The 18,688-nt window shown below is 67.3% G+C and carries 17 protein-coding genes and 2 pseudogenes; 13 read left to right on the top strand and 6 right to left on the bottom strand.

The genetic code is table 11. The features are described from left to right. Positions 1-5 precede the first annotated feature (5 nt). Positions 6-1,160, top strand: coding sequence for an MGDG synthase family glycosyltransferase (locus OHA34_RS26510; protein ID WP_329519241.1), 1,155 nt, complete (start codon positions 6-8; stop codon positions 1,158-1,160). Next, entirely contained in the window at positions 1,157-1,927 is a 771-nt protein-coding gene (locus OHA34_RS26505; RefSeq protein WP_329519240.1) for a polysaccharide deacetylase family protein, read from the top strand. The genes OHA34_RS26510 and OHA34_RS26505 overlap by 4 nt, the downstream gene beginning before the upstream one ends. A gap of 95 nt (positions 1,928-2,022) precedes the next feature. On the opposite strand, the gene OHA34_RS26500 is transcribed toward OHA34_RS26505, so the two are convergent. Next, positions 2,023-2,202: a hypothetical protein gene (locus OHA34_RS26500; protein ID WP_285938880.1), complete on the bottom strand. Its 180-nt coding sequence runs from the start codon at positions 2,200-2,202 to the stop codon at positions 2,023-2,025. A gap of 1,168 nt (positions 2,203-3,370) precedes the next feature. Here OHA34_RS26500 and OHA34_RS26495 point away from each other — a divergent pair. From OHA34_RS26495 to OHA34_RS26465, 7 genes and pseudogenes are all read left to right on the top strand, one after another. Continuing rightward, the gene (locus tag OHA34_RS26495) at positions 3,371-3,508 is read left to right on the top strand and encodes a hypothetical protein (RefSeq protein WP_285938881.1); all 138 of its coding nucleotides are present in this window, start codon (positions 3,371-3,373) and stop codon (positions 3,506-3,508) included. Positions 3,509-3,666: 158 nt separating this feature from the next. After that, a complete protein-coding gene (locus OHA34_RS38580; protein ID WP_285938882.1) occupies positions 3,667-4,104 on the top strand; it encodes a glutamate ligase domain-containing protein in 438 nt (145 codons plus the stop codon). Positions 4,105-4,268: 164 nt separating this feature from the next. Next, positions 4,269-5,318, top strand: coding sequence for a D-isomer specific 2-hydroxyacid dehydrogenase family protein (locus tag OHA34_RS26485; protein WP_329519238.1), 1,050 nt, complete (start codon positions 4,269-4,271; stop codon positions 5,316-5,318). Further along, complete coding sequence (gene vanO, locus OHA34_RS26480; RefSeq protein ID WP_329519237.1) at positions 5,315-6,355, top strand: D-alanine--(R)-lactate ligase VanO; 1,041 nt, start codon at positions 5,315-5,317, stop codon at positions 6,353-6,355. Before OHA34_RS26485 ends, vanO begins: the two co-directional genes overlap by 4 nt. Continuing rightward, complete coding sequence (gene vanX / locus OHA34_RS26475) at positions 6,352-6,960, top strand: D-Ala-D-Ala dipeptidase VanX (RefSeq protein WP_285938885.1); 609 nt, start codon at positions 6,352-6,354, stop codon at positions 6,958-6,960. Before vanO ends, vanX begins: the two co-directional genes overlap by 4 nt. A gap of 34 nt (positions 6,961-6,994) precedes the next feature. Continuing rightward, positions 6,995-7,603: a peptidase gene (locus OHA34_RS26470; protein WP_285938886.1), complete on the top strand. Its 609-nt coding sequence runs from the start codon at positions 6,995-6,997 to the stop codon at positions 7,601-7,603. A gap of 483 nt (positions 7,604-8,086) precedes the next feature. Next, positions 8,087-8,311: pseudogene (locus tag OHA34_RS26465) on the top strand (glycosyltransferase); the annotation flags it as partial. A gap of 135 nt (positions 8,312-8,446) precedes the next feature. Here OHA34_RS26465 and OHA34_RS26460 read toward each other — a convergent pair. The 3 genes from OHA34_RS26460 to OHA34_RS26450 form a co-directional block, all read right to left on the bottom strand. Next, positions 8,447-9,529 (bottom strand): sensor histidine kinase, encoded by a 1,083-nt coding sequence (locus tag OHA34_RS26460; RefSeq protein WP_329519236.1) that lies wholly within the window; start codon positions 9,527-9,529, stop codon positions 8,447-8,449. 10 nt (positions 9,530-9,539) lie between these two features. Continuing rightward, positions 9,540-10,235: a response regulator transcription factor gene (locus OHA34_RS26455; protein ID WP_285938888.1), complete on the bottom strand. Its 696-nt coding sequence runs from the start codon at positions 10,233-10,235 to the stop codon at positions 9,540-9,542. Positions 10,236-11,008: 773 nt separating this feature from the next. Continuing rightward, entirely contained in the window at positions 11,009-12,304 is a 1,296-nt protein-coding gene (locus OHA34_RS26450; RefSeq protein WP_329519235.1) for an aspartyl protease family protein, read from the bottom strand. Positions 12,305-13,123: 819 nt separating this feature from the next. Between OHA34_RS26450 and OHA34_RS26445 the strand changes: the two genes are divergently transcribed. Next, complete coding sequence (locus tag OHA34_RS26445) at positions 13,124-13,294, top strand: hypothetical protein (protein ID WP_285938890.1); 171 nt, start codon at positions 13,124-13,126, stop codon at positions 13,292-13,294. A 76-nt stretch (positions 13,295-13,370) separates the two neighbouring features. Next, positions 13,371-13,889, top strand: a complete 519-nt coding sequence (locus tag OHA34_RS26440) for a hypothetical protein (RefSeq protein ID WP_329519234.1) — start codon at positions 13,371-13,373, stop codon at positions 13,887-13,889. A gap of 37 nt (positions 13,890-13,926) precedes the next feature. On the opposite strand, the pseudogene OHA34_RS26435 reads toward OHA34_RS26440, so the two are convergent. Next, a pseudogene (locus OHA34_RS26435) lies at positions 13,927-14,698 on the bottom strand (transposase family protein). Positions 14,699-15,329: 631 nt separating this feature from the next. Between OHA34_RS26435 and OHA34_RS26430 the strand changes: the two are divergent. Next, on the top strand, positions 15,330-17,021 hold the full coding sequence (locus OHA34_RS26430) for a serine/threonine-protein kinase (RefSeq protein ID WP_329519233.1): 1,692 nt from the start codon (positions 15,330-15,332) through the stop codon (positions 17,019-17,021). A 107-nt stretch (positions 17,022-17,128) separates the two neighbouring features. Here the strand turns inward: OHA34_RS26430 and OHA34_RS26425 are convergent, their stop codons facing one another. Then, positions 17,129-17,380, bottom strand: a complete 252-nt coding sequence (locus OHA34_RS26425; RefSeq protein ID WP_285938893.1) for a hypothetical protein — start codon at positions 17,378-17,380, stop codon at positions 17,129-17,131. Positions 17,381-17,751: 371 nt separating this feature from the next. Here OHA34_RS26425 and OHA34_RS26420 point away from each other — a divergent pair, with 371 nt between their 5' ends. Next, entirely contained in the window at positions 17,752-18,486 is a 735-nt protein-coding gene (locus OHA34_RS26420) for a class I SAM-dependent methyltransferase (RefSeq protein WP_285938894.1), read from the top strand. The last annotated feature ends 202 nt before the right edge of the window (positions 18,487-18,688 follow it).

Here is an 18,688-nt window from a genome sequence, read left to right as displayed (position 1 = left end):
AGGTCGTGAACCCCTCCTTGATCCACCCCGGCACGAGACGGCACGTCACGATCGTGTCGGCGAGCGTCGGCGCCGGGCACGACGGCGCAGCGAGCGAGCTGGCCCGCCGGCTCGGCGAAGCCGGATTCACCGTCGACCGCCACGACTTTCTCGACCTCCTCCCAGCCTCGCTCGGCCGCCTCCTGCGGCAGACGTACGCGCTGCAACTACGGGCCGCCCCGGAGAGCTGGGAGCGGTTGTTCACCGCGCTGGACCGGCGCCGGAAACTCGCGGCGGCGGTACGTGCCCTGAGCGGGCTGGCCGCCCGTCGCCTCGCCCGTACGGCGGCGGGCTCCGACATCGTCGTGTCGACCTACCCCCTCGCAAGCCAGGCGTTGGGCCAGCTGCGGCGGCGCGGCGCGCTCCGAGTCCCGGTCGTCACCTACCTCACCGACATGTCCGTGCACCCCCTGTGGATCGCCGAAAGGGCCGACGCCCACCTGGCGCTGCACCCGACGGCGGCGGCGCAGGCGCTGCGGCTCGGCGCGGCCGACGTCCGGGTGTGCGCGCCCGCCGTACGACCCGGGTTTCGGCCCGCCTCGTCCGTCCTCGAACGGCAGCTGGCACGGCTGCACTTCGGCCTGCCGGACGACGACCGCCTGGCCCTGGTGGTCGCGGGGGCGTGGGGATCCGGGGACGTGGCGGCCACCGTACGGGACGTGGCCGCGTCCCGGCTGGTCACGCCGGTCGTCGTGTGCGGGCGCAATACCGCGCTGCGGGAGGCGCTCGCCCGCTCCGGCGTCGGCGTCACGCTCGGCTGGGTCGAGGACATGCCGGCGTTGATGCGCGCCTGTGACCTCGTGGTTCAGAACGCCGGCGGCCTCAGCTCCCTCGAGGCGCTGGCGTCCGGCCTGCCCGTCATCAGCTACCGCTGCCTTCCGGGACACGGCAGGACCAACGCCGCCGCTTTGGAGGAGGCCGGGTGGGCACCGTGGGCACGCAGACCCGACGAGCTGCCCGAGGCGTTGTTCGCGGCGCTGACGGCACCCCGCGCCATGGGGTCCACCGGAGCCGCCGACCCGGCGGCGATCGTCGCCGCCCTGGCGACCGGACGAGACTCCGCGGCCACCGGCCGGCCCGCGCCCATGGAGCTTTCCGAGATGGTGGAGGCGTCCCGATGAGCGCCACGCGTCTCGCCGTGACGGCGGCAGGTGTCCTCGCCACCGCGCATGCCGCGCCGGCTATCACGTCGATCGGGCCGCTGCGCCGGCAGCTGTTCCCCGGGCTGGCCGGCATCGGCGAGCCCGGCCATGTGGCGCTCACGTTCGACGACGGTCCGGACCCGCGCTCGACGCCGGCGTTCCTGGCCGCCTTGCGGGAGTACGAGGTGAAGGCCACCTTCTTCCTGCTCGGCCGAATGCTCAAGGCCGCCCCGGACCTGGGCCGGGAACTCGCCGAGTCCGGACACGAGATCGCCGTCCACGGATGGGAGCACCGCTGCATGCTGCTGCGTGCGCCCGCCGCGACGTACGACGACCTGGCCCGGGCGATGGAGTCGATCGTCCAGGTCACCGGGACGGTGCCGCGATGGTACCGGCCCCCCTACGGTGTGCTGAGCTCCTCGGCCTTGCGGGCGGCCCGCCGCCTGGGCCTCACGCCGGTGCTCTGGACGAACTGGGGCCGGGACTGGACGCGTGCGGCGACCCCCGCCTCCATCCTCGCGACCCTCACGCGCGACCTCGGCGGTGCAGGAACCGTGCTCCTCCACGACTCCGACTGCACATCGGCACCCGGCTCATGGAGGAACACGCTCGACGCGCTGCCGCCGCTCTTGGAGGGGATACGCGACCGCGGCCTGTCGGTCGGTCCCCTACGCGACCACGGGCAGAACGCGCCGCGGCAAGGCCCTCGGCCTGCCCCCGCCCGCCGCAGGCCCAGGACGGGGTGACCGTTGAGCTTCTCACGGAGCGGCTTCCAACGCCGGCGTGAGGAGCGCCGGTCGTCAGAAGGCCTCACGATGACGCGGTCGTAGAGCCCGACATGTCATTTGCTCGGCTGGGGAACCTTGCAGTTGGCGGTGGGGTTGAGACCGATGTAGTTGAGCGGACCGGAGGCCAAGGTGATTCCGATCGTGGCGATTCTGGCGCAGCTGCCGTCAAATTGGGTGTAGTAGTGGCGCTGTCCCGCGGCGAGCCCTCCTATGATCAGCCAGCCGACGAGCATCCACCGTCCGGACCTCATCGCTACCTCCGGTGACCGCTTCGCCGACTCTGGGGTACGACAGTAACGACAAGATCGTCCATAGTTAAGCAAGTCGGGCCGGTTGTGTCATGTCACCAACGTCTCGCGCGGCCGCTGTGTTCTCGACGAGGCTCTGCCCACCAGAAAGTCTCCCGACGATCCGACCGTGCACAACCCCTCGAATCCCCCGACCAGCAGCAGCGTGCGGCCGCCGACGGGCTCGGAACCCGCGCGCCCGGCTACCCGGTTCTCCATGCACGACGGCACCGCCGGCGAGATCCACTCCTACGACCTCGGCGAACCGCTGCGCCCGGACCGGTGCTCCCGCAGAAACGTCGTCCAGCGCCCAGCCCATTCCGCCGGCCGACCACGCCGCCGGAGCGGTCATCGGCGCCACCCCGGCGATGAACTGGCCCGCCGCACGCACCGCAGGCCAATCCCCCAGGGCAACTACCGCTGCCTCCTCCTTCCACACCGACCGGCCTCTGGCGGCACGCCGAGCGCCGCTGACGGGCCCGGCCGATGCCCGCGCCGTCCACAGGGCATCCACCATCGACGGTGAAGGCTACGCTTGCGGAGGATCACATTCGCGCAGGTCAATCGGCATGCTCATGGTCCGTGACCAGGTCGCCGGCTTGCACCGGCCGAGAACCCATCCGTGTGGGTCAGCAAGCAAGTCCACCGACGAGGCGGACCACAAGATCGTCAACGATCCATGTCGGCTCGTTGTCGGCTCGGCGGTTCCGAAACGGATCGGCACGCGACGGCATTGGTCGGCATGAAAATTGGGCTCGATGCGGACAGGCTGACACAGAATGGCACCCAGAGCACCACGCTGATATGGCGTTGTCGGACTATTAATCCGTAGGTTGTGGGTTCGATTCCCACGCGACCCACCCATCTTGACCAGGGCAAACGCGAGAACACCCCGGTTTCTCCCCTGCCCGCAATGCCCCGCTTCGTTCCCCTGTCAGCTCGATGTCGGCTCGGCGGCCCGTTGCCCACGCCAGCACCGATACCTGGTGCCGCCAGTTCAACCGCGAACTTCGGAGGCATCATGACCGCCCCAGATCACCGCTGACCACAGCATCCGCCCGGCCATCGCAATGCGAGCGGGCAATGCGCTGTCCACCGCGGAGCGGGCGTTCGGATGGCGATCCGACGCGGCGCCCTACTCAGGCTGGTGGTGCTCCGCGCCTCCGTCGAAGGATGCGGAGCCGACGAGGAGTACCTCGCGGCCTGGGAACAGGCCTGGCGACGCATCCGCTTCGGCGACGAACGAGGCTAACACCCGAACACCGCCACGCCCACCACGTGAGTGAACCGCGCACACCAGCCCCGGCACTCCGGCCGGGAATCCGGGCCCCCTCCTCGCGTGGAGGGTCAGATCCGGTCGGTCCCGGGTGCCACTGCACAGGGTCGGCATGCCTGCTGTCCCCTTCACCCATGCTTCCGCCTCCTGCGCCGGCCACTTTCCACCGGACGGCGCCTCCCCCGCCCCCCACCGCCAACCCGCCAGCACAGCGAGCCTGCCTGCGCCCCGCCGGCCTTCAAGCACACGAACTCGCCGGCCTGGACACACTGGCAGCGATCGAGAGCGGACGCCGCATCGCCGTCCTCGGCGAGATGCTCGAACTCGGCGACGACAGCAAGGCCGAACGCCGCGCAATCGGAGAGCACGCCGCCCCCCGCGCAGACGCAGTGATCGCGGTCGGCGATGCCGCGCAGTCAATCGCCGACGGTGCGGGCGAGCGAGCCGTGTCGCTGAACGACGACAAGGCGGCCGCCGATTGGCTGCGCGGCCACCTCGCCGCCGGCGACGTGGTGCTCGTCAAAGCCTCTCGCGCGGCGCGCCTCGACGAGATCGCCGCTGCGCTCACGTAACTCGGCAACGCACGCCTTTCAACGTACCGCGCGAGCGCTGACAACCTGTTGTTGGTCCGTCCGCGCGCAGGCGCGCTTCCGACCGCCATTGCTTGGACGGCATATCGTCCGCATATCGAGAACCTCATACGTCCTGGCAACACCGCGCTGTCTTGACTTGAGGCATGGTCCACAGCGAACTGGGTTTGATCTACAGCGAACTGATCGCAGGCCGCCGCGACCGAACGATAGCCGACCTGTCCCCCTCAGCCGTTCCAACCACGGTGCTCACGGTCTTCGGGTGCGGGCAAGACGAAGCCGCCTTGTTCCAGGAGCTGGGGGCACGCCTCGGAGTGTCGCCGACCATCACCGAGGCAGCCCTCTGTGAAACCAACGCTGAACTGGCACGGGGCAACCGATGCATCAGCGTGAGCCATAAAACTCAGATCACCAACTCCACGCTGCTGACGCTCAGAAAAGCCGGTGTGGAATATATCTCCACCAGAAGCATCGGCTACAACCACATCGACCTGAAATACGCCGAACGCGTCGGCATCTCCGTGGGTAATGTCGCTTACTCACCCGACAGCGTGGCCGACTACACGCTGATGTTGATACTGATGGCGGTGCGCCAGGCGAAATCCACTATCCGTCGCGCCGACTCACATGATTACCGACTGGGTGAGACCCGTGGCAGGGAACTGCGTGATCTGACTGTCGGCGTGGTCGGAACGGGGCGCATCGGCACAGCGGTCATCGACCGGCTGCGAGGCTTCGGCTGCCGCGTGCTGTCCCACGACAGGCGGTCTCGCGCCTCCGCCGACCACGTAGCGCTGGACGAACTGATCGAGCAGAGCGACATCGTCACGCTCCACACCCCGCTCACCGCGGATACACACCATCTTCTCGATCGCCATCGCATCGAGCGGATGAAGCCCGGTGCGTACATCGTCAACACAGGTCGCGGACCGCTGCTCGATACCGAGGCCCTCCTGTCCGTACTGGAGAGCGGCAGGTTGGGCGGCGCGGCGCTGGATGTCCTCGAAGGCGAGGAAGGAATCTTCTACGCCGACTGCCGAAACAGGCATATCGAGAATGAGGCCCTGGTGCGGCTACAGCGCCTGCCGAATGTGCTGATCAGTCCGCACTCCGCCTATGACACGGACCATGCCTTGATAGACATCGTCGAGAACAGTCTCATCAACTGCCTGAGCTTCGAGAGTGGGAAAGCATGAGCAGATTGAAGGTCGGAGTCATCTTCGGAGGCGCTTCCGAAGAACATCCCGTCTCCATCAAGTCGGCGCAAGAGGTCGCGAGGAACCTCGACACCGAGAAGTACGAGCCGTTCTGGATCGGCATCACGACCGGCGGCGACTGGAAGCTCTGCGACGGCCCCGACACGGATTGGGAGAATCGCAGCGCCCGGCCGGTCACGCTGTCACCCGACCGAAGCGTGCACGGCCTGCTGGTCCTGGAGCAGGAGGGCTATGAAACGATGCGCCTCGACCTCGTCTTCCCGATGCTTCACGGCAAGCTCGGCGAAGACGGCGCGATCCAGGGCCTGTTGGAGCTCTCCGGCATCCCCTACGTCGGCTGCGACATCCAGAGTTCCGCCGTATGCATGGACAAGTCCCTGGCCTACACCGTCGCCAAGAGCGCGGGAATCGCCACGCCGAACTTCTGGGTTGTCACAGAGAACGAGAAAGTCGACCCCGACCGTCTTCCCTATCCCGTCTTCGTGAAGCCGGCGCGATCGGGCTCCTCGTTCGGCGTCAGCAAAGTCACCCGAGAAGACGAGTTGCCGAGCGCGCTGAGCGCGGCGCGACAGTACGACTCGAAGGTCCTGATTGAGGAGGCCGTGGCGGGCAGCGAGATCGGCTGCGCGGTCCTCGGGGAACTGTTCGGCCTGATCACGGGCGAGGTGGACCGCGTCGATCTCTCGCACGGATTCTTCAGGATCCACCAGGAGGACTCACCCGAGACCGGATCGGACAACTCGGCCTTCGTCGTTCCCGCCGACATCTCCGACGAATCGCGACGGCTCGTCCAAGAGACCGCCAAGACCATCTACCGCACCCTGGGCTGCAAGGGACTTGCCCGCGTCGACATGTTCCTCACCGCCGACGGCCGGGTGGTCCTCAACGAGGTCAACACCATGCCCGGCATGACGTCCTACAGCCGGTACCCGCGGATGATGGCCGCCGCAGGGTTGCCGCTCTCCGACGTGATCGACCGGCTCGTTGCGAGGGCACTGCACGGGAAGAAGCGATGAACGACGACTTCGTGTACGTCGACGACTGGGTGCCAGGCGTCCGCTGGGATGCCAAGTACGCCACTTGGGACAACTTCACCGGCAAACCCGTAGACGGCTACTTCGCGAATCGCATCGTCGGCACTCGGGCTTTGTGCGCGGCCCTTGAGCAGGCACGCGAGAAGGCAGCCTCCCTCGGCTTCGGGCTGCTTCTCTGGGACGGGTATCGCCCCCAACGCGCCGTCGACTGCTTCCTACGCTGGTCAGAACAACCAGAGGATGGCCGGACCAAACTGCGACACTACCCGAACATCGACCGACCCCAAATGCTCGAGAACGGGTATGTGGCTGCCCAGTCGGGCCACAGCAGGGGCAGCGCCATCGACCTGACGCTCTATCACCATGCCACCGGTGAACTTGCTCCTATGGGCGGCAGCCACGACCTGATGGACCCGATCTCACGTCATCGAGCCCGAGGAATAACGCCCATCGAGAACCAGAACCGCGAGCATCTTCGTTCCATCATGGAGGACTGCGGGTTTGATCGGTACGACTGCGAGTGGTGGCACTACACACTGAAGCACGAAACTCATCCCAATGTGTACTTCGACTTTCCCATCACGTGATCGGAGTCTCCATTGCATCTCGCAGTGGGGACGTTTGGAACGCAACGACGAGGTCGTCATGCGGCGCACCGACATATCGGGACTGGAGGTCTTCTTGGGCGGCACCGATCCATCGCGACTGCACGACTGGGCCTCCGACGGATACCGCTCGGGCGAGGAGTACCTGTTCTGGTCCCGCAAGGTCTGCGGCCTGGCGTGCCTACAGTCGCTGCTCCATGGCTGGACCGACGTCCGTCTGCCGATGGGCGAACTTCTCGAGCTGGCCCTTGACTGGGGCTGCTACGTGGTGGAGCCCTCCAGTTCGGTGCGAGGACTTATTTACCGGCCGTTCATGGCCTGGGTCGGTTCACAGTTCGGATTCAGCTGCCAACTGATCGAGCACACGCCGATCCACATTTCCGCTCAAGAGGTGCGACCTGGGCAGGTCTTGATCGCTTCGGTATCGCCTGAGATTCGCGACCCCAACACCTACGAGCCGCAACGAGGAGGCCATCTCGTGCTGGTCTATGCGGTCGAGGACGGGGTGGTGCAGTTCCACAACCCGTCGGGCTATTCCCACAACTCAGACTCTGCATCGCTACCCATGCATGTATTCGAGCGGTTTCATGCGAACCGAGGAATCTTGATCAGAGGGACATCGTGATGCCAGCCGAACCGGCCGTGCGTCGTTGTCGCGGGCGGCCATTCGGCCGGGCACATCGAGCCCACGATGAACTTCGCCGACGCGCTGTGCCGGCTGGAGCCCGGGGCCGAGATCACCGCCCTCGGCACCGGCCGTGGCCTGGACACCACGCTCATCCCAGCCCGCGGCTACCGGCTCGGACTCATCCCGCCGGTGCCCGCTGCCACGCAAGCTGAACCGGGACCTGCTGCAGACGCCGGGCAGGCTGCGCAACTCGGTACGGGCGGCCGGGGCGGTGCTCGACTGCGTGCGGGCCGAGATCGTGGTGGGCTTCGGCGGCTACATGGCCATGCCCGCCTATCTCGCCGCCCGCCGGCGGGGCCACGGCCGACGACATCGGGCTCGACCGGCCTGCGCTGCGCGACGCCGCCCGGCAGCGGTTCGGCCTGCGACCCGACGGGCCGGTACTGATGGGTCACCGGCGGTTCACCGGGCGCCCGGTCGATCAACGCCGCGGTATCCGGCACGGCCGCAGCGTTACGGGCGACCGGCGTGCAGGTGCTGCACATCACCGGGACGCAGCACGTGGTCGAGGTACCGGACGGCGACCCCGCCGACCCGCCCTATGTGATCGTCCCCTATATCGACGAGATGGAGTACGCCTACGCCGCGGCCGACTTCGTTACCTGCCGCTCGGGGGCGATGACGTGCGCCGAGCCAGCCGCTGTCGGCTTGCCGGCCGTGTACGTCCCGCTGCCGCTGCGCGGCGGTGAGCAACGGCTGAACGCCGATTGCAGCGATGTCGGCACACGCGTCGGCGGCCGGCGCACCGGATGCGGATGTCGTCCTGGCCCCGGCACGTGCTCATGGCGATCGCCGAGCGGCGGGCAGTTGCACCGCGACGCGGAGCCCGCCGGCAACCCGAGGGCTGAGGGTGAGGGTTCCGTCGTGTGCCTGGACAATGCTCTTGACGATCGCCAGGCCGAGCCCGACACCTGCGTGGTCGGTGCGTAGGCGTTCGGTACCGCGCTGGAACGGTTCGGTGAGTGTCGAGGCCAACTGCGAACTGAGCTTGTCGCCGGTGTTCTCGACCGTGAGCATGACGGACTCGGGGCCGATGGCGGTGCTCACCTGCACGGTGCCGCTCTCGGGGAGGTTGTGGACGATGCCGTTGTGCAGGAGGTTCGTGGTCATCTGCAGCAAGAGTGCGTGCGAGCCGACAGTGGGCGCGATGTCCCCGGAGGTCTCGATGGTGACACCGCGCTTCTCCGCGAAGGGCAGGAGTGTCTCGGTGGCCTCTTCCGCGATGAGGGACAAATCGACGTGCTCTCCGGTGTTGGATCGCTGGCCGGCGCGGCTGAGCAGCAGCAACGCCTCGGTGAGGTCGATCGCTCGGGCGTTAACGGCGCGAAGGCGATCGTCGAGCTCCCCGCTGTCACGGTTCGGATCGTTGCGGGCGACATCGAGAAGGGTCTGCGTGATCGCCAGTGGAGTACGCAACTCGTGGGATGCGTTGGCCGCGAACCGTTGCTGCTCGGCGACGTGCACTTCCAGCCGCGCGAGCATGGCATCGAAGCTGTCGGCAAGCTCGCGGAACTCGTCCTTCGGTCCTTCCAACTCTATCCGGTACGAGAGCGACCCCTTTGCAGCCCTGCGTGTGGCGTCGGTGATGCGGGACAGGGGGGCGAGCACGCGGCCGGCGAGAATCCACCCGCCCACGAGGCCGAACACCAGCAGGAACCCCAGCACCAGGACTGCCGCCGGGACGAAGACGACTGGGCCGAAGCTGTGTGGGTCGAAGACACGTCGGAAGTCGGACAGATCGGGAATAACTAGGGTGTTCGGCGTTCCTCGCATGAGGAACACCCACGCGGCGACGAGCAGCAAGGTGCCCGCGATCATGAGGAACCCGACATAGCTGAGGGTGAGCTTGATGCGGACGCTCAACCCTTGACGCCTATCCACGCTCCGCTCCCCGGTCGTCGGCGTCCGGTCCTGTGTCGATGCGGTAGCCGACACCGGGCACCGTAGCGATCAGCCACGGTTCGCCGAGACGCTTGCGCAGTGCCGAGACGGTGATGCGCACGGCGTTGGTGAACGGGTCGGCGTTCTCGTCCCACGCCCGCTCCAGCAGCTCCTCGGCGCTGACGACACCGCCCTCGGCAGCCACGAGGACCTCGAGCACGGCGAACTGCTTCCGGGTCAGCGCGACGTAGCGGCCGTCGCGGTAGACCTCGCGGCGGAACGGGTCCAGACGCAGGTCAGCGATCTCTCGCACGGGTGGTCTGTTGTGCGCCCGCCTGCGGTCGAGTGCCCGGAGCCTGAGTACGAGTTCTTTGAGTTCGAACGGCTTCGTGAGGTAGTCGTCGGCGCCGAGCTCGAACCCGGAGGCCTTGTCGTCGAGCCGATCTGCGGCAGTGAGCATGAGGATCGGCATGCCGTTACCGGAGGCGACGATGCGTTCGGCGATCTCGTCACCGGAGGGCCCAGGGATGTCGCGGTCGAGGACGGCGATGTCGTAGGCGTTGATGCCCAGCAGCTCCAGAGCGGTGTCGCCGTCACCGGCGATATCGGCCGCGATCGCCTCCAGGCGCAGCCCATCGCGAATGGCCTCTGCCATGTACGGCTCATCCTCGACAACCAACACACGCATGCTCTCCATGCTACGAGCCGCCGCATATCGTCGGCGTATCGGAAACCCCATACGGGCTGACAACACCGCCCTGCCTTGGCCTCGGGTGTATCGCTGAGCGGCCAGACCTCTACAACGCCGTGGGCGACCGCGCATGGCGTCCTGAAGGCCAGGTCCACGGCCTCCTCCAGGCTCGCGGCTTCGATCACTGCGAAGCCGGTCATGGAAGGGAAGAGCGCATGAACGGTCCCTCCGCGGTCTCTGTCCCTGCCGCGTCGTGGCTGCGAACTTGCACCGTCGTGCCCGCCACTCCCATCCGCGCGCCGTTGCGGCATCCGGCTGCGGTGAGCGCGTCGAGCTGCCTGCCGCCCGGTCGGCAGGACCGACACAAGCAGGTGCCCGCTGGCTTCGCTCGGGCTGTGTGCGGCGTGGGCCATCGGGCGCCTCCCGGCTGGGTGCGAAGGCGAGGTTTGGTGAAGCAGGCACACGTCGGCGTGAACCCGGGCGGCCGGAGGCATGGCGCGGGATCGGGTGTCGCGAAGTTACGCGAGGCTGCTGGGGCCGGCCTGGACGAGCAGCGTGCCGTCTTCGACCGGGACCCTGAGCGCGATGACGTGCTGGCTGTAGCGGAACCCCGTCACGCGAGCGTCCCTGCTCGGTACCCGTTCTCGCCCTACTCATGTCAGTTAAGGAACTTTATCCCCTTGTGTCTCATCTGAGCCTGACACAGAGGGCGCGACCGTACGGGCCGGCAGCTCCAGGTAGCTCCCCGGACGCCCGTGCGGTCGCGGCGATCAGGCGACCTTGCCGCGGGCGATGTAGACGTTCATGTCGGTGAAGTCGAGGGTGATGTTGTAGGGCTTGTAGAAGGAGTGGAAGAAGCCGCCCAGCGAGTCGAACCCGTATTCGTCAGCCTGCATTTGTGGGGCCGAGTTGCAGTAGACCTCCCTGGCGACGGCGTTGCCGAGGCGGATCTCCGTCGGGTAGCAGGGGTAGACGACCGTTGGGTGGCTGTGGCCAAAAGTTTCGAGCGGGCGGTCGTAGTCGGTGCGGATCCGCAACTGCTTGGACACCTCCCCCTTCATGACCGCGACGCACTCGCTGACTCCGCCGATGTTCACGCCCATCACCCGTGGGCCGGAGCCGGCGATGCTGCCCGTGCTGTGCACATACTGCTCACGGGCCAGCCACAGCGGCAGCGGCTTTGCGCCCGCCCGGATGGCGTCGGCGCGTACCTTCCTGGCCACCTCGGGGGTCCGGCGGCGCAGGATCAGCGACCGGCCCGCGTAGTCGAAGGTGGTCAGCAAGTGGTAGAAGACCCACGTGCCGATGAGACCGTCGCTGGGCCCCACGGGCGAAGCCTGGTCCGTCTCCGTCCAGCCCACGGGGATGTTGCGCAGTTCGATGCCGCCCAGCTTGAAGGAATCCAGCACCCCGAAGTACATCCATGCGGTGCCGCCCAAGTAGTCGATCTTTTGCTGGGCCACGGGGCTCAGTCCGGCTTCCTTGGCTACTTCTGCGGACATGTCCAGCCACGGGGCGCCGGTGTAGAACGAGAAGCGCTTCGGTGGTCCGCCGTTGACCGAGGCCTCTATCAGCGGTGACGGGTCCATCTGCTTCCATGGCACCCGCGCGATGTCGCCGTGGATCTGATACGGCTTGCCGCGGACCGCCGCGAACCATTTAGCCTGGGCTTCCTTGCCGGCCGCTTGCCAGCGTGGCGCGGCGAGGGAGAGCTTGTCCTGCCGGGTATAGCAGTCGGCCAGGAACCGGTTGGTCTGCTTGTCGTCGGGCGCCAGTTTGAGGGCCGTCGTGAGGTATTTCTCAGCGTCGGGGAACTTGTTGCCCAGTAGCCCGACGTAACCGCGCTGGCGGGCCGCGTGCAGGTTCGTGGGGTCTTTTTTCAGGATCTCCTCATAGGCGCGGCCGGCCTGCTCGAACTTCCCGGCCTTGAACAGCACATCCGCGTCACTGCTGCCGGCCTGCGCCGAAGCCGCCTCGCCCAGCAGCGGCGCAGACGCGGCGGCACCGGCCACCACGGCGGCACCCCGCAGCAGCGAACGCCGGTCCCATTCTCCGTCATTAGCCACGGTCTTCTCCCTATCGTGATCACCTTCCGAAGCCGAGGCACCATGCCCTCGGCACGGACCGCTGCGGTCCCTGCCTCCACTGAAGCCCGCAGAGTGTTGCGGTGGCGTATGCGATTTTCGATACGCCTGCGATACACCCAACCCCCGACATCCCCGACATCAAGGAACCGGAGCAAGCTGGCAGCGACAAGGTCCCGCCCCCCGGTGGCGTCGAAGAACTTCGAATACCCGATCCGTGGGCTTGCCGAAAACCCCATCCCCGCAGGCCAGACGGGAACCGCCGGGCAGGAAGTCACAAGATCTCCAGCGGCCCGGGTCGGCTCGGTGGTTCCGAAACGGATCGGCGCGCGGCGACACAGGGCAGCATGGAAATCGGGCTCGATGCGGACAGGGCGGCAGAGAATGGCACCGAGAGCGCCGCACTAACACGACAATTTCGGACTTCTAATCCGTAGGTTGTGGGTTCGAGTCCCACGCGACCCACCCTGCCTGACCAGGGCAAACGCGAGATTGCCCCGGCATGGCCCCCGCCCGCAATGCCCCGCTTCGTTCCCCTGTCTGCTCGATGTCGGCTCGGCGGCCCGATCCGGGCCTCCAATGGCCCCCCGACCGACCCTCGAACCCATGCCTCCCCACCCCCTCAATCCGGTCATCCCACCCAGAAGATCGGCTGGGCGCGGGCCCGGACCGCGAGCCCCGAGGCGTTGTTCGCGCTGGAGCTGAAGTGCTTTCAGAAGATGGCGCGGTTCTGCGGGCTGGAGGAGATCGCGGAGGTGATCGTCGACCACGTGCGGCGGTGTCTGGAGCTGGGTGGGGAGGTTGAGCCTGATCACGGGGCGGGGGCGGACGGCCAAGGCGCATCGCGAGCAGGTGCGGGCGCGGCAGGGCGTGAAGTACGACCAGCGTCGGGCGCGTGCGCTGGCGGCCGGTGCGATCCGCGAGGAGTGGGTGACGGTGATGTCGTCCATCGGGATGCCCAGGTCGGCGTAGATGCGGGTGTGCTACCTAGGTACGCATATCAGGACTCGAACGCCGGCCAACGAGGATCTTGGTGGAAGATGGATGCGTGATCGGTGACCGGTGGGGTGTGAGCGACAGCGAGATCGTGCGTTCCTACCCGTGCGACGACTTCGTCACCGCGCCCGCGCTGCAGGCATGGCGGGGCGTGCACGTCGAGGCGCCAGCCGAAGCGGTGTGGCCGTGGGTCGCACAAGTGAGGCTTGCGCCATACTCGTACGACTGGATCGACAACCTTGGCCGCCGCTCACCTCGCGAGTTGGCAGGCCTTCCCGAGCCTCAAGTCGGAGAAAGATTCACTGCCGCCGGCGGGCGTGAGCTGGGCCGGATCGTCTCGGTTGCCCCAGGGAAACAGCTGACGGGCACCATCCTGGGCGCCTTCATGTCCTACGTCCTCGTGCCCCAGGATCATGACACCACGCGCCTGCTGCTCAAGGTCGTCATGCGAACCAGCCGCTGGGCGGCCCTCGGGCTGTCCGTGGGCGATTTGATCATGGCTCGACGGCAGTTGCTGAACTGGAAGAAACTCGCCGAGCGCCACCACCATCAGGGCACAACCCCGGATTAGCGCACCTGACTCGGTCATTGCAGACAGTGAGCCTTTTTCAACGTGTGTTGAGCTCGCGGTTCTGGAGGACGTGTATGGCCTTGGCCAGGTGACCGGCTCGGTGTGGGCAGCAACGTAGCTTGGTCAGGATCTTCCAGCTTTTGAGCTGGGCGATTGCTCGTTCACCTGGTCCGCGGAGGCGGGCGTGGGAGCGGTTGGCGTCCTTGCAGGACTCGGCCTTGTTCTTGCCCTTGTAGGGCGTCTTGACGTGCGGACCGGCACCGACGTAGCCCTTGTCGCCCAGCACCGGCATCTCCGAGGCCGCCAGCGCGCGGATCAGACCCCAGATCCGGGCGGCCTTGAGGTCGTGGACGGAGCCGGGCAGCGGCCCCGACACCCACACGATGGTCCCGTTCAGGGTGGCGATGACCTGCAGGTTCATACCGTTGCTTCTTGTGTTTGCCCGAGTAGAAGGGCCGGTCGACCCTCACCCGGTCGATCGGGATGAGCGTGCCGTCCACGACCAGGTAGAGCCGGCCGTCCTTCTTGGCCTTGGTCAATGCCCGGCTGAGTTTGGGGGATCGGGTCGACAGCAGCGTCACCGTCTCGTTGACGTAGCGCCAGGCGGTGGTGGTTCCGACGCCGAACCCGGCGCCGAGCTGCGCGAACGTCTCCCCGTTCTTCAGGTACGCCAGGGTCATCAGCGCCTGCATGCCCGCCGGCAGTGCCCGGCCCTTGCTTCGGTTCTGCTTGCGGTGGCGGCCGACCACACCGGTGACGTACTGCAGGGTCTGACGCGACAACGGCAGCGAAGAACGGTAGAAAAGCATGTGAAACCTCTGGTGGGGACGGAGGGTTGTGAGAGATCACCCGCCCTACCAGGGGTTCTTCACGTTCCAGGGCCTGCCACGCCGCCCGCGATCATGCTGTGATCACCCACACAGACGCTGGTGAAAAAGGTTCAGTCGGGGGATGGCGAACGAGTGGTTATGGCGTTTGGTGGCCGTCGCGGGAGTGCGGTGTCACCCCGGTAGGTGGTGACGATGACACCGTCCGGGGAGTGGACGCCCCGCTCGTCGGGCAAGCCGTCGTAGAGCGCCGCCATCTTCTCTCGCAGCAGGTGCATTTCCTCGTCGACTCGGATGACGTCGTCAAGAGTGAGCCGACAGATCCGGGGTGGCAGCCCGCCGGGTGCGGGTCTCCCTGGCAGGGCAAGCGGCTCGGAATTATCCACGACTCGTCCTGGACAATTGAGGGCCCACGATCGGGGAGGCCGAGAAGCTCGCGGAGGTCACCGAGGGCCGATCATCTCGCCATCCGAGAGCGCATCAGCCCTGCATTATGACGGCATGACCGCCGCCAACTTCGAATAAGCTCCGACGAGGATATTTAATTCTGACACTGTGATTTTTATCACACTACTTCTTCGCATCCTTGGGAGTCCCGCATCGCGGGGGTGACATGGTAGGAATTGTAGATCTTGCAGTATCTCGATCATGCGAGGTATTGCTTGGCCAGCTGCCAGGGGGACAGTGGGATATGGAACCGCTGCAACGCTCTGACCCTCCGACGGTCGGCCGGTACCGGCTGCTCGGACGGCTCGGCGCCGGCGGAATGGGCCACGTCTACCTCGGGCGATCTCCCGGTGGGCGGCCCGTGGCAGTCAAGCTCATCAACACCTCGTTCGCCTCCGAGTCTGCCTTCCGCATCCGGTTCCGGCGAGAGGCTGAGGCGGCGCGGCGGGTCGGCGGGTTCCACACCGCGCAGGTGGTGGACGCGGACCCGGACGCGGACCCGCCGTGGATCGTCACCGCCTACATTCCGGGCCCGTCGCTGCGGGACGCGGTGCAGGAGCAAGGGCCGTTGCCGCCCGCCAGCGTGCTGGCCCTGGGCGGTGGGCTCGCCGAGGGGTTGTCGGCGGTACACGCGTGCGGACTGGTGCATCGCGACCTCAAACCAGCCAATGTCATCGTCGCCGCCGACGGGCCGCGCATCATCGACTTCGGGATCGTGCGCGCGGTCGACGCGTCCACGGTGACGACTTCGGGCGCGATGGTCGGGACGCCCGCGTACATGTCGCCTGAGCAGGCGCGTGGGGACGATGTGCTCGGTCCCGCCAGTGATGTGTTCTCCTTCGGAGCCGTCCTGGCGTTCGCGGCGACCGGGCGCAGCCCTTTCGCCGCGGGTTCGATCGCGGTGGCCGTCTACCGGATCCTGCACCAAGATCCTGATCTGACCGGGGTGCCGCACTCGCTGCGGGCCCTGGTGGCCCAATGCCTGGCCAAGGCACCGGAGGAACGTCCCAGTGTGGCGGAACTGATCGAACGCCTGGCTCCGGAGACCGGCAACGAGCACTGGCTGCCCTCGGGCATCGCCGCGATGGTCACCGAACACTCGGCGTCGATACCCGACGCTGTATCCCTGCCAGAGGCCCTCGCGACATCACCCGATCCCGCCCCGGCTCCCGACATCCGGCGGGACGTCCACCAGCCCGACAACTCGCCATCGGCCGTCCCCGCCCTACCGCCCTCGACCTTGCCGGTGGGCCCCGGCAGCGGTGGGCGCGCCAGACGCCACTGGGTGTGGCCGGTGGCGGCCTTCGCCGCAGGGGCACTGATCACGGTGGCTGGGGTGGTCGTGGTGAACAGGCTGACCGGGCCGGATTCGCAGGTGCCACAGGCCGGTCCCGCGGCCACCGCCACAAAACCGACGAGTTCCGTCCCCGCAGGGTACTCGCTACGGAAGGTGTCCGAGGTTCAACTGGCCGTGCCGTCCAACTACACGAGGCGAAAGAGCACTGCACGCTGCACCGCCTTCGGACCACTGGAAGAACACATCAGCGTCTGCGAGGGCGAAGGCGACATGGTGCCCAAGGAGGCCGCCGCACGCGCCGATTTCTGGAAGAGATATTTTGAGACTAAGCAACCGCTGATCCCGATCACCGTCACTGATGTGACGGTGAACAGCCGACCTGCCACGCAACTCACGGTCTTCCTCAAAGATGACCAGGACCGGGTCATCCGCCAGCAGGAGATGTACTACAGCGGCCCCGAAAAGCTATGGAAGATCGTCGCCGTTACCGAGCTGGAGAAACTATCCACGAAGGCCGACAATTCCATCTTCCGAATCGCGATCGAGACATTCCGGGCCTGAGCAACACCCAGAGTTGATGCGTCTGGGCCAGCCCGGAAATTCCGGACAGCTCTGTTTGCGGTTACTCCACGCAGTGAACTGTAGTTCAGTAGTTCCCGATGCTCGGCTTACACCCGGTTCGAGGTCTTGTACCCAAGCCCGCCGGCTAGCCCCGAGTCGGCCAGTGCTGGCGCGGCCTCGATGCGGGGCGGGTCGGCGACCAGCGCGGTGTACAGCCGGGTTCCGGCGGCGCGCAGGCGGTACTGGAGCATCTCCCGCTCGTGCTGGTCGGCGCGTTCGGTGTCGCCCGGCCGGCGGATCAGAATGGTGCCGTGCTGCTTGTCGTTCGGCCCGTCCGCCCGGCCGGAGTCCGCAGCCATGCCGCTGCCTCCTGCGAAATCATCGTGGCGGCCAGCTTCTCCTGCTCAGCGGCTCGTTTGCGCGCCCGATAAGCCCGCATCCCGCACGCCGCCGAGCAGTACTTACGCCGCGGCGACGACTCCCTCGGCAGCCCCGCGCCGCACACCACGCACTTCCGGGCCGGGCCCATGCCGTGAAGCTTCCCCTGGCAGCACGCGAGCGCCAGGTCCATGCACGTGCTCAGCCCGGCGCCCGTCCACACGTCGCCGTCGCGGATGAAGACCGGGTCGGCGTCACCACGGTGTCCGGGTACTCGGCGGCGAGCTGGTCGGCGGTGGACCAGTGCGTCGTAGCCAGCCCCCGAGCGGCCGGTTCGTGGCAGAGTGGCGGAATGTCTGGCGCGCGGTACGGGATGGATGCGCCCTACGGATTCGGCTTCGTGGGCCTGGTCGTGCTGGGGTTCTGGGTGACCGGGCTGGTGATGGCGGTCACCGCCGATCTGGCCGCCGCGCTGCCCGCGCTGGTCTCCGGCACCCTGCTGGCGGGATGCCTGGCCCTGAGCCTGCACGCCACGCTGCGCGGCAAGTTCCTGGTCTGGCGGGACGTGCTGGACGAGCTGGACCTGCGTGGCGACGAACGGCTGCTCGACCTCGGCTGCGGACGCGGCGCCGTCCTGTTGGCCGCCGCCCGGCACCTCCCGCAGGGCCGAGCGGTCGGCGTGGACCTGTGGCGCGGACGGGACCAGTCCGGCAACACCCCGGCGGCGACCCTGCGCAACGCCCGCGCCGAAGGCGTCGCCGACCGCGTCCACGTGCAAGGGGGTGACCTGCGCAGACTCCCGTACGCGGAGGCAAGCTTCGACCTGGTCGTGTCCAGCCTGACGGTGCACACCATCTTCGGCGCGGACGCCCGCGCCCAAGCGATCACCGAGGCGTACCGGGTGCTGCGGCCGGGCGGCCGCCTGCTGATCGCCGACCTGGCGCGGACCCCCCGCGAGTACGCTGCGGTGCTGGCCCGGCTGAACGCCCAGGACATCCGCGTGCGCGGCCTCGGCTGGCGCGCGTGGTGGGGCAGTCCGTGGGTCCCGACCCGCCTGCTCACCGCCCGCAAACCAGCCACCCCCTGAACACCTACCAGCGCGATCCAGGCCCGATGGTCACCTGGCGTCCGACGAGCACCCTCGATTACGGTGAGTAGCCAGACGTGTGTGTTCCACGGCTTCCGGGAGGTCATCCTCCGTCTCACGGCGGTCATGTTCGCTCGTTGTTCGCTCGGCAGCCCCGATACGGGCTGGCACCGCCCGGCACGGCCCGGCACGCAAATCGGCC

This window comes from Spirillospora sp. NBC_01491 (genome assembly GCF_036227065.1).
Classification (GTDB): Bacteria; Actinomycetota; Actinomycetes; order Streptosporangiales; family Streptosporangiaceae; genus Spirillospora; species Spirillospora xylanilytica.
The sequence above is the reverse complement of the archived record's forward strand: the minus strand, read 5'-3'. Positions and strand labels throughout refer to the sequence as shown.

Excerpts from the sequence above, each read along its gene's own strand:
- OHA34_RS26505 (WP_329519240.1), top strand. The coding sequence starts at position 1,157 with ATGAGCGCCACGCGTCTCGCCGTGACGGCGGCAGGTGTCCTCGCCACC.
- OHA34_RS26500 (WP_285938880.1), bottom strand. The coding sequence starts at position 2,202 with ATGCTCGTCGGCTGGCTGATCATAGGAGGGCTCGCCGCGGGACAGCGC.
- OHA34_RS26495 (WP_285938881.1), top strand. The coding sequence starts at position 3,371 with ATGGCGATCCGACGCGGCGCCCTACTCAGGCTGGTGGTGCTCCGCGCC.
- OHA34_RS38580 (WP_285938882.1), top strand. The coding sequence starts at position 3,667 with ATGCTTCCGCCTCCTGCGCCGGCCACTTTCCACCGGACGGCGCCTCCC.
- OHA34_RS26485 (WP_329519238.1), top strand. The coding sequence starts at position 4,269 with ATGGTCCACAGCGAACTGGGTTTGATCTACAGCGAACTGATCGCAGGC.
- vanO (WP_329519237.1), top strand. The coding sequence starts at position 5,315 with ATGAGCAGATTGAAGGTCGGAGTCATCTTCGGAGGCGCTTCCGAAGAA.
- vanX (WP_285938885.1), top strand. The coding sequence starts at position 6,352 with ATGAACGACGACTTCGTGTACGTCGACGACTGGGTGCCAGGCGTCCGC.
- OHA34_RS26455 (WP_285938888.1), bottom strand. The coding sequence starts at position 10,235 with ATGCGTGTGTTGGTTGTCGAGGATGAGCCGTACATGGCAGAGGCCATT.
- OHA34_RS26430 (WP_329519233.1), top strand. The coding sequence starts at position 15,330 with ATGGTAGGAATTGTAGATCTTGCAGTATCTCGATCATGCGAGGTATTG.
- OHA34_RS26425 (WP_285938893.1), bottom strand. The coding sequence starts at position 17,380 with ATGGCTGCGGACTCCGGCCGGGCGGACGGGCCGAACGACAAGCAGCAC.
- OHA34_RS26420 (WP_285938894.1), top strand. The coding sequence starts at position 17,752 with ATGTCTGGCGCGCGGTACGGGATGGATGCGCCCTACGGATTCGGCTTC.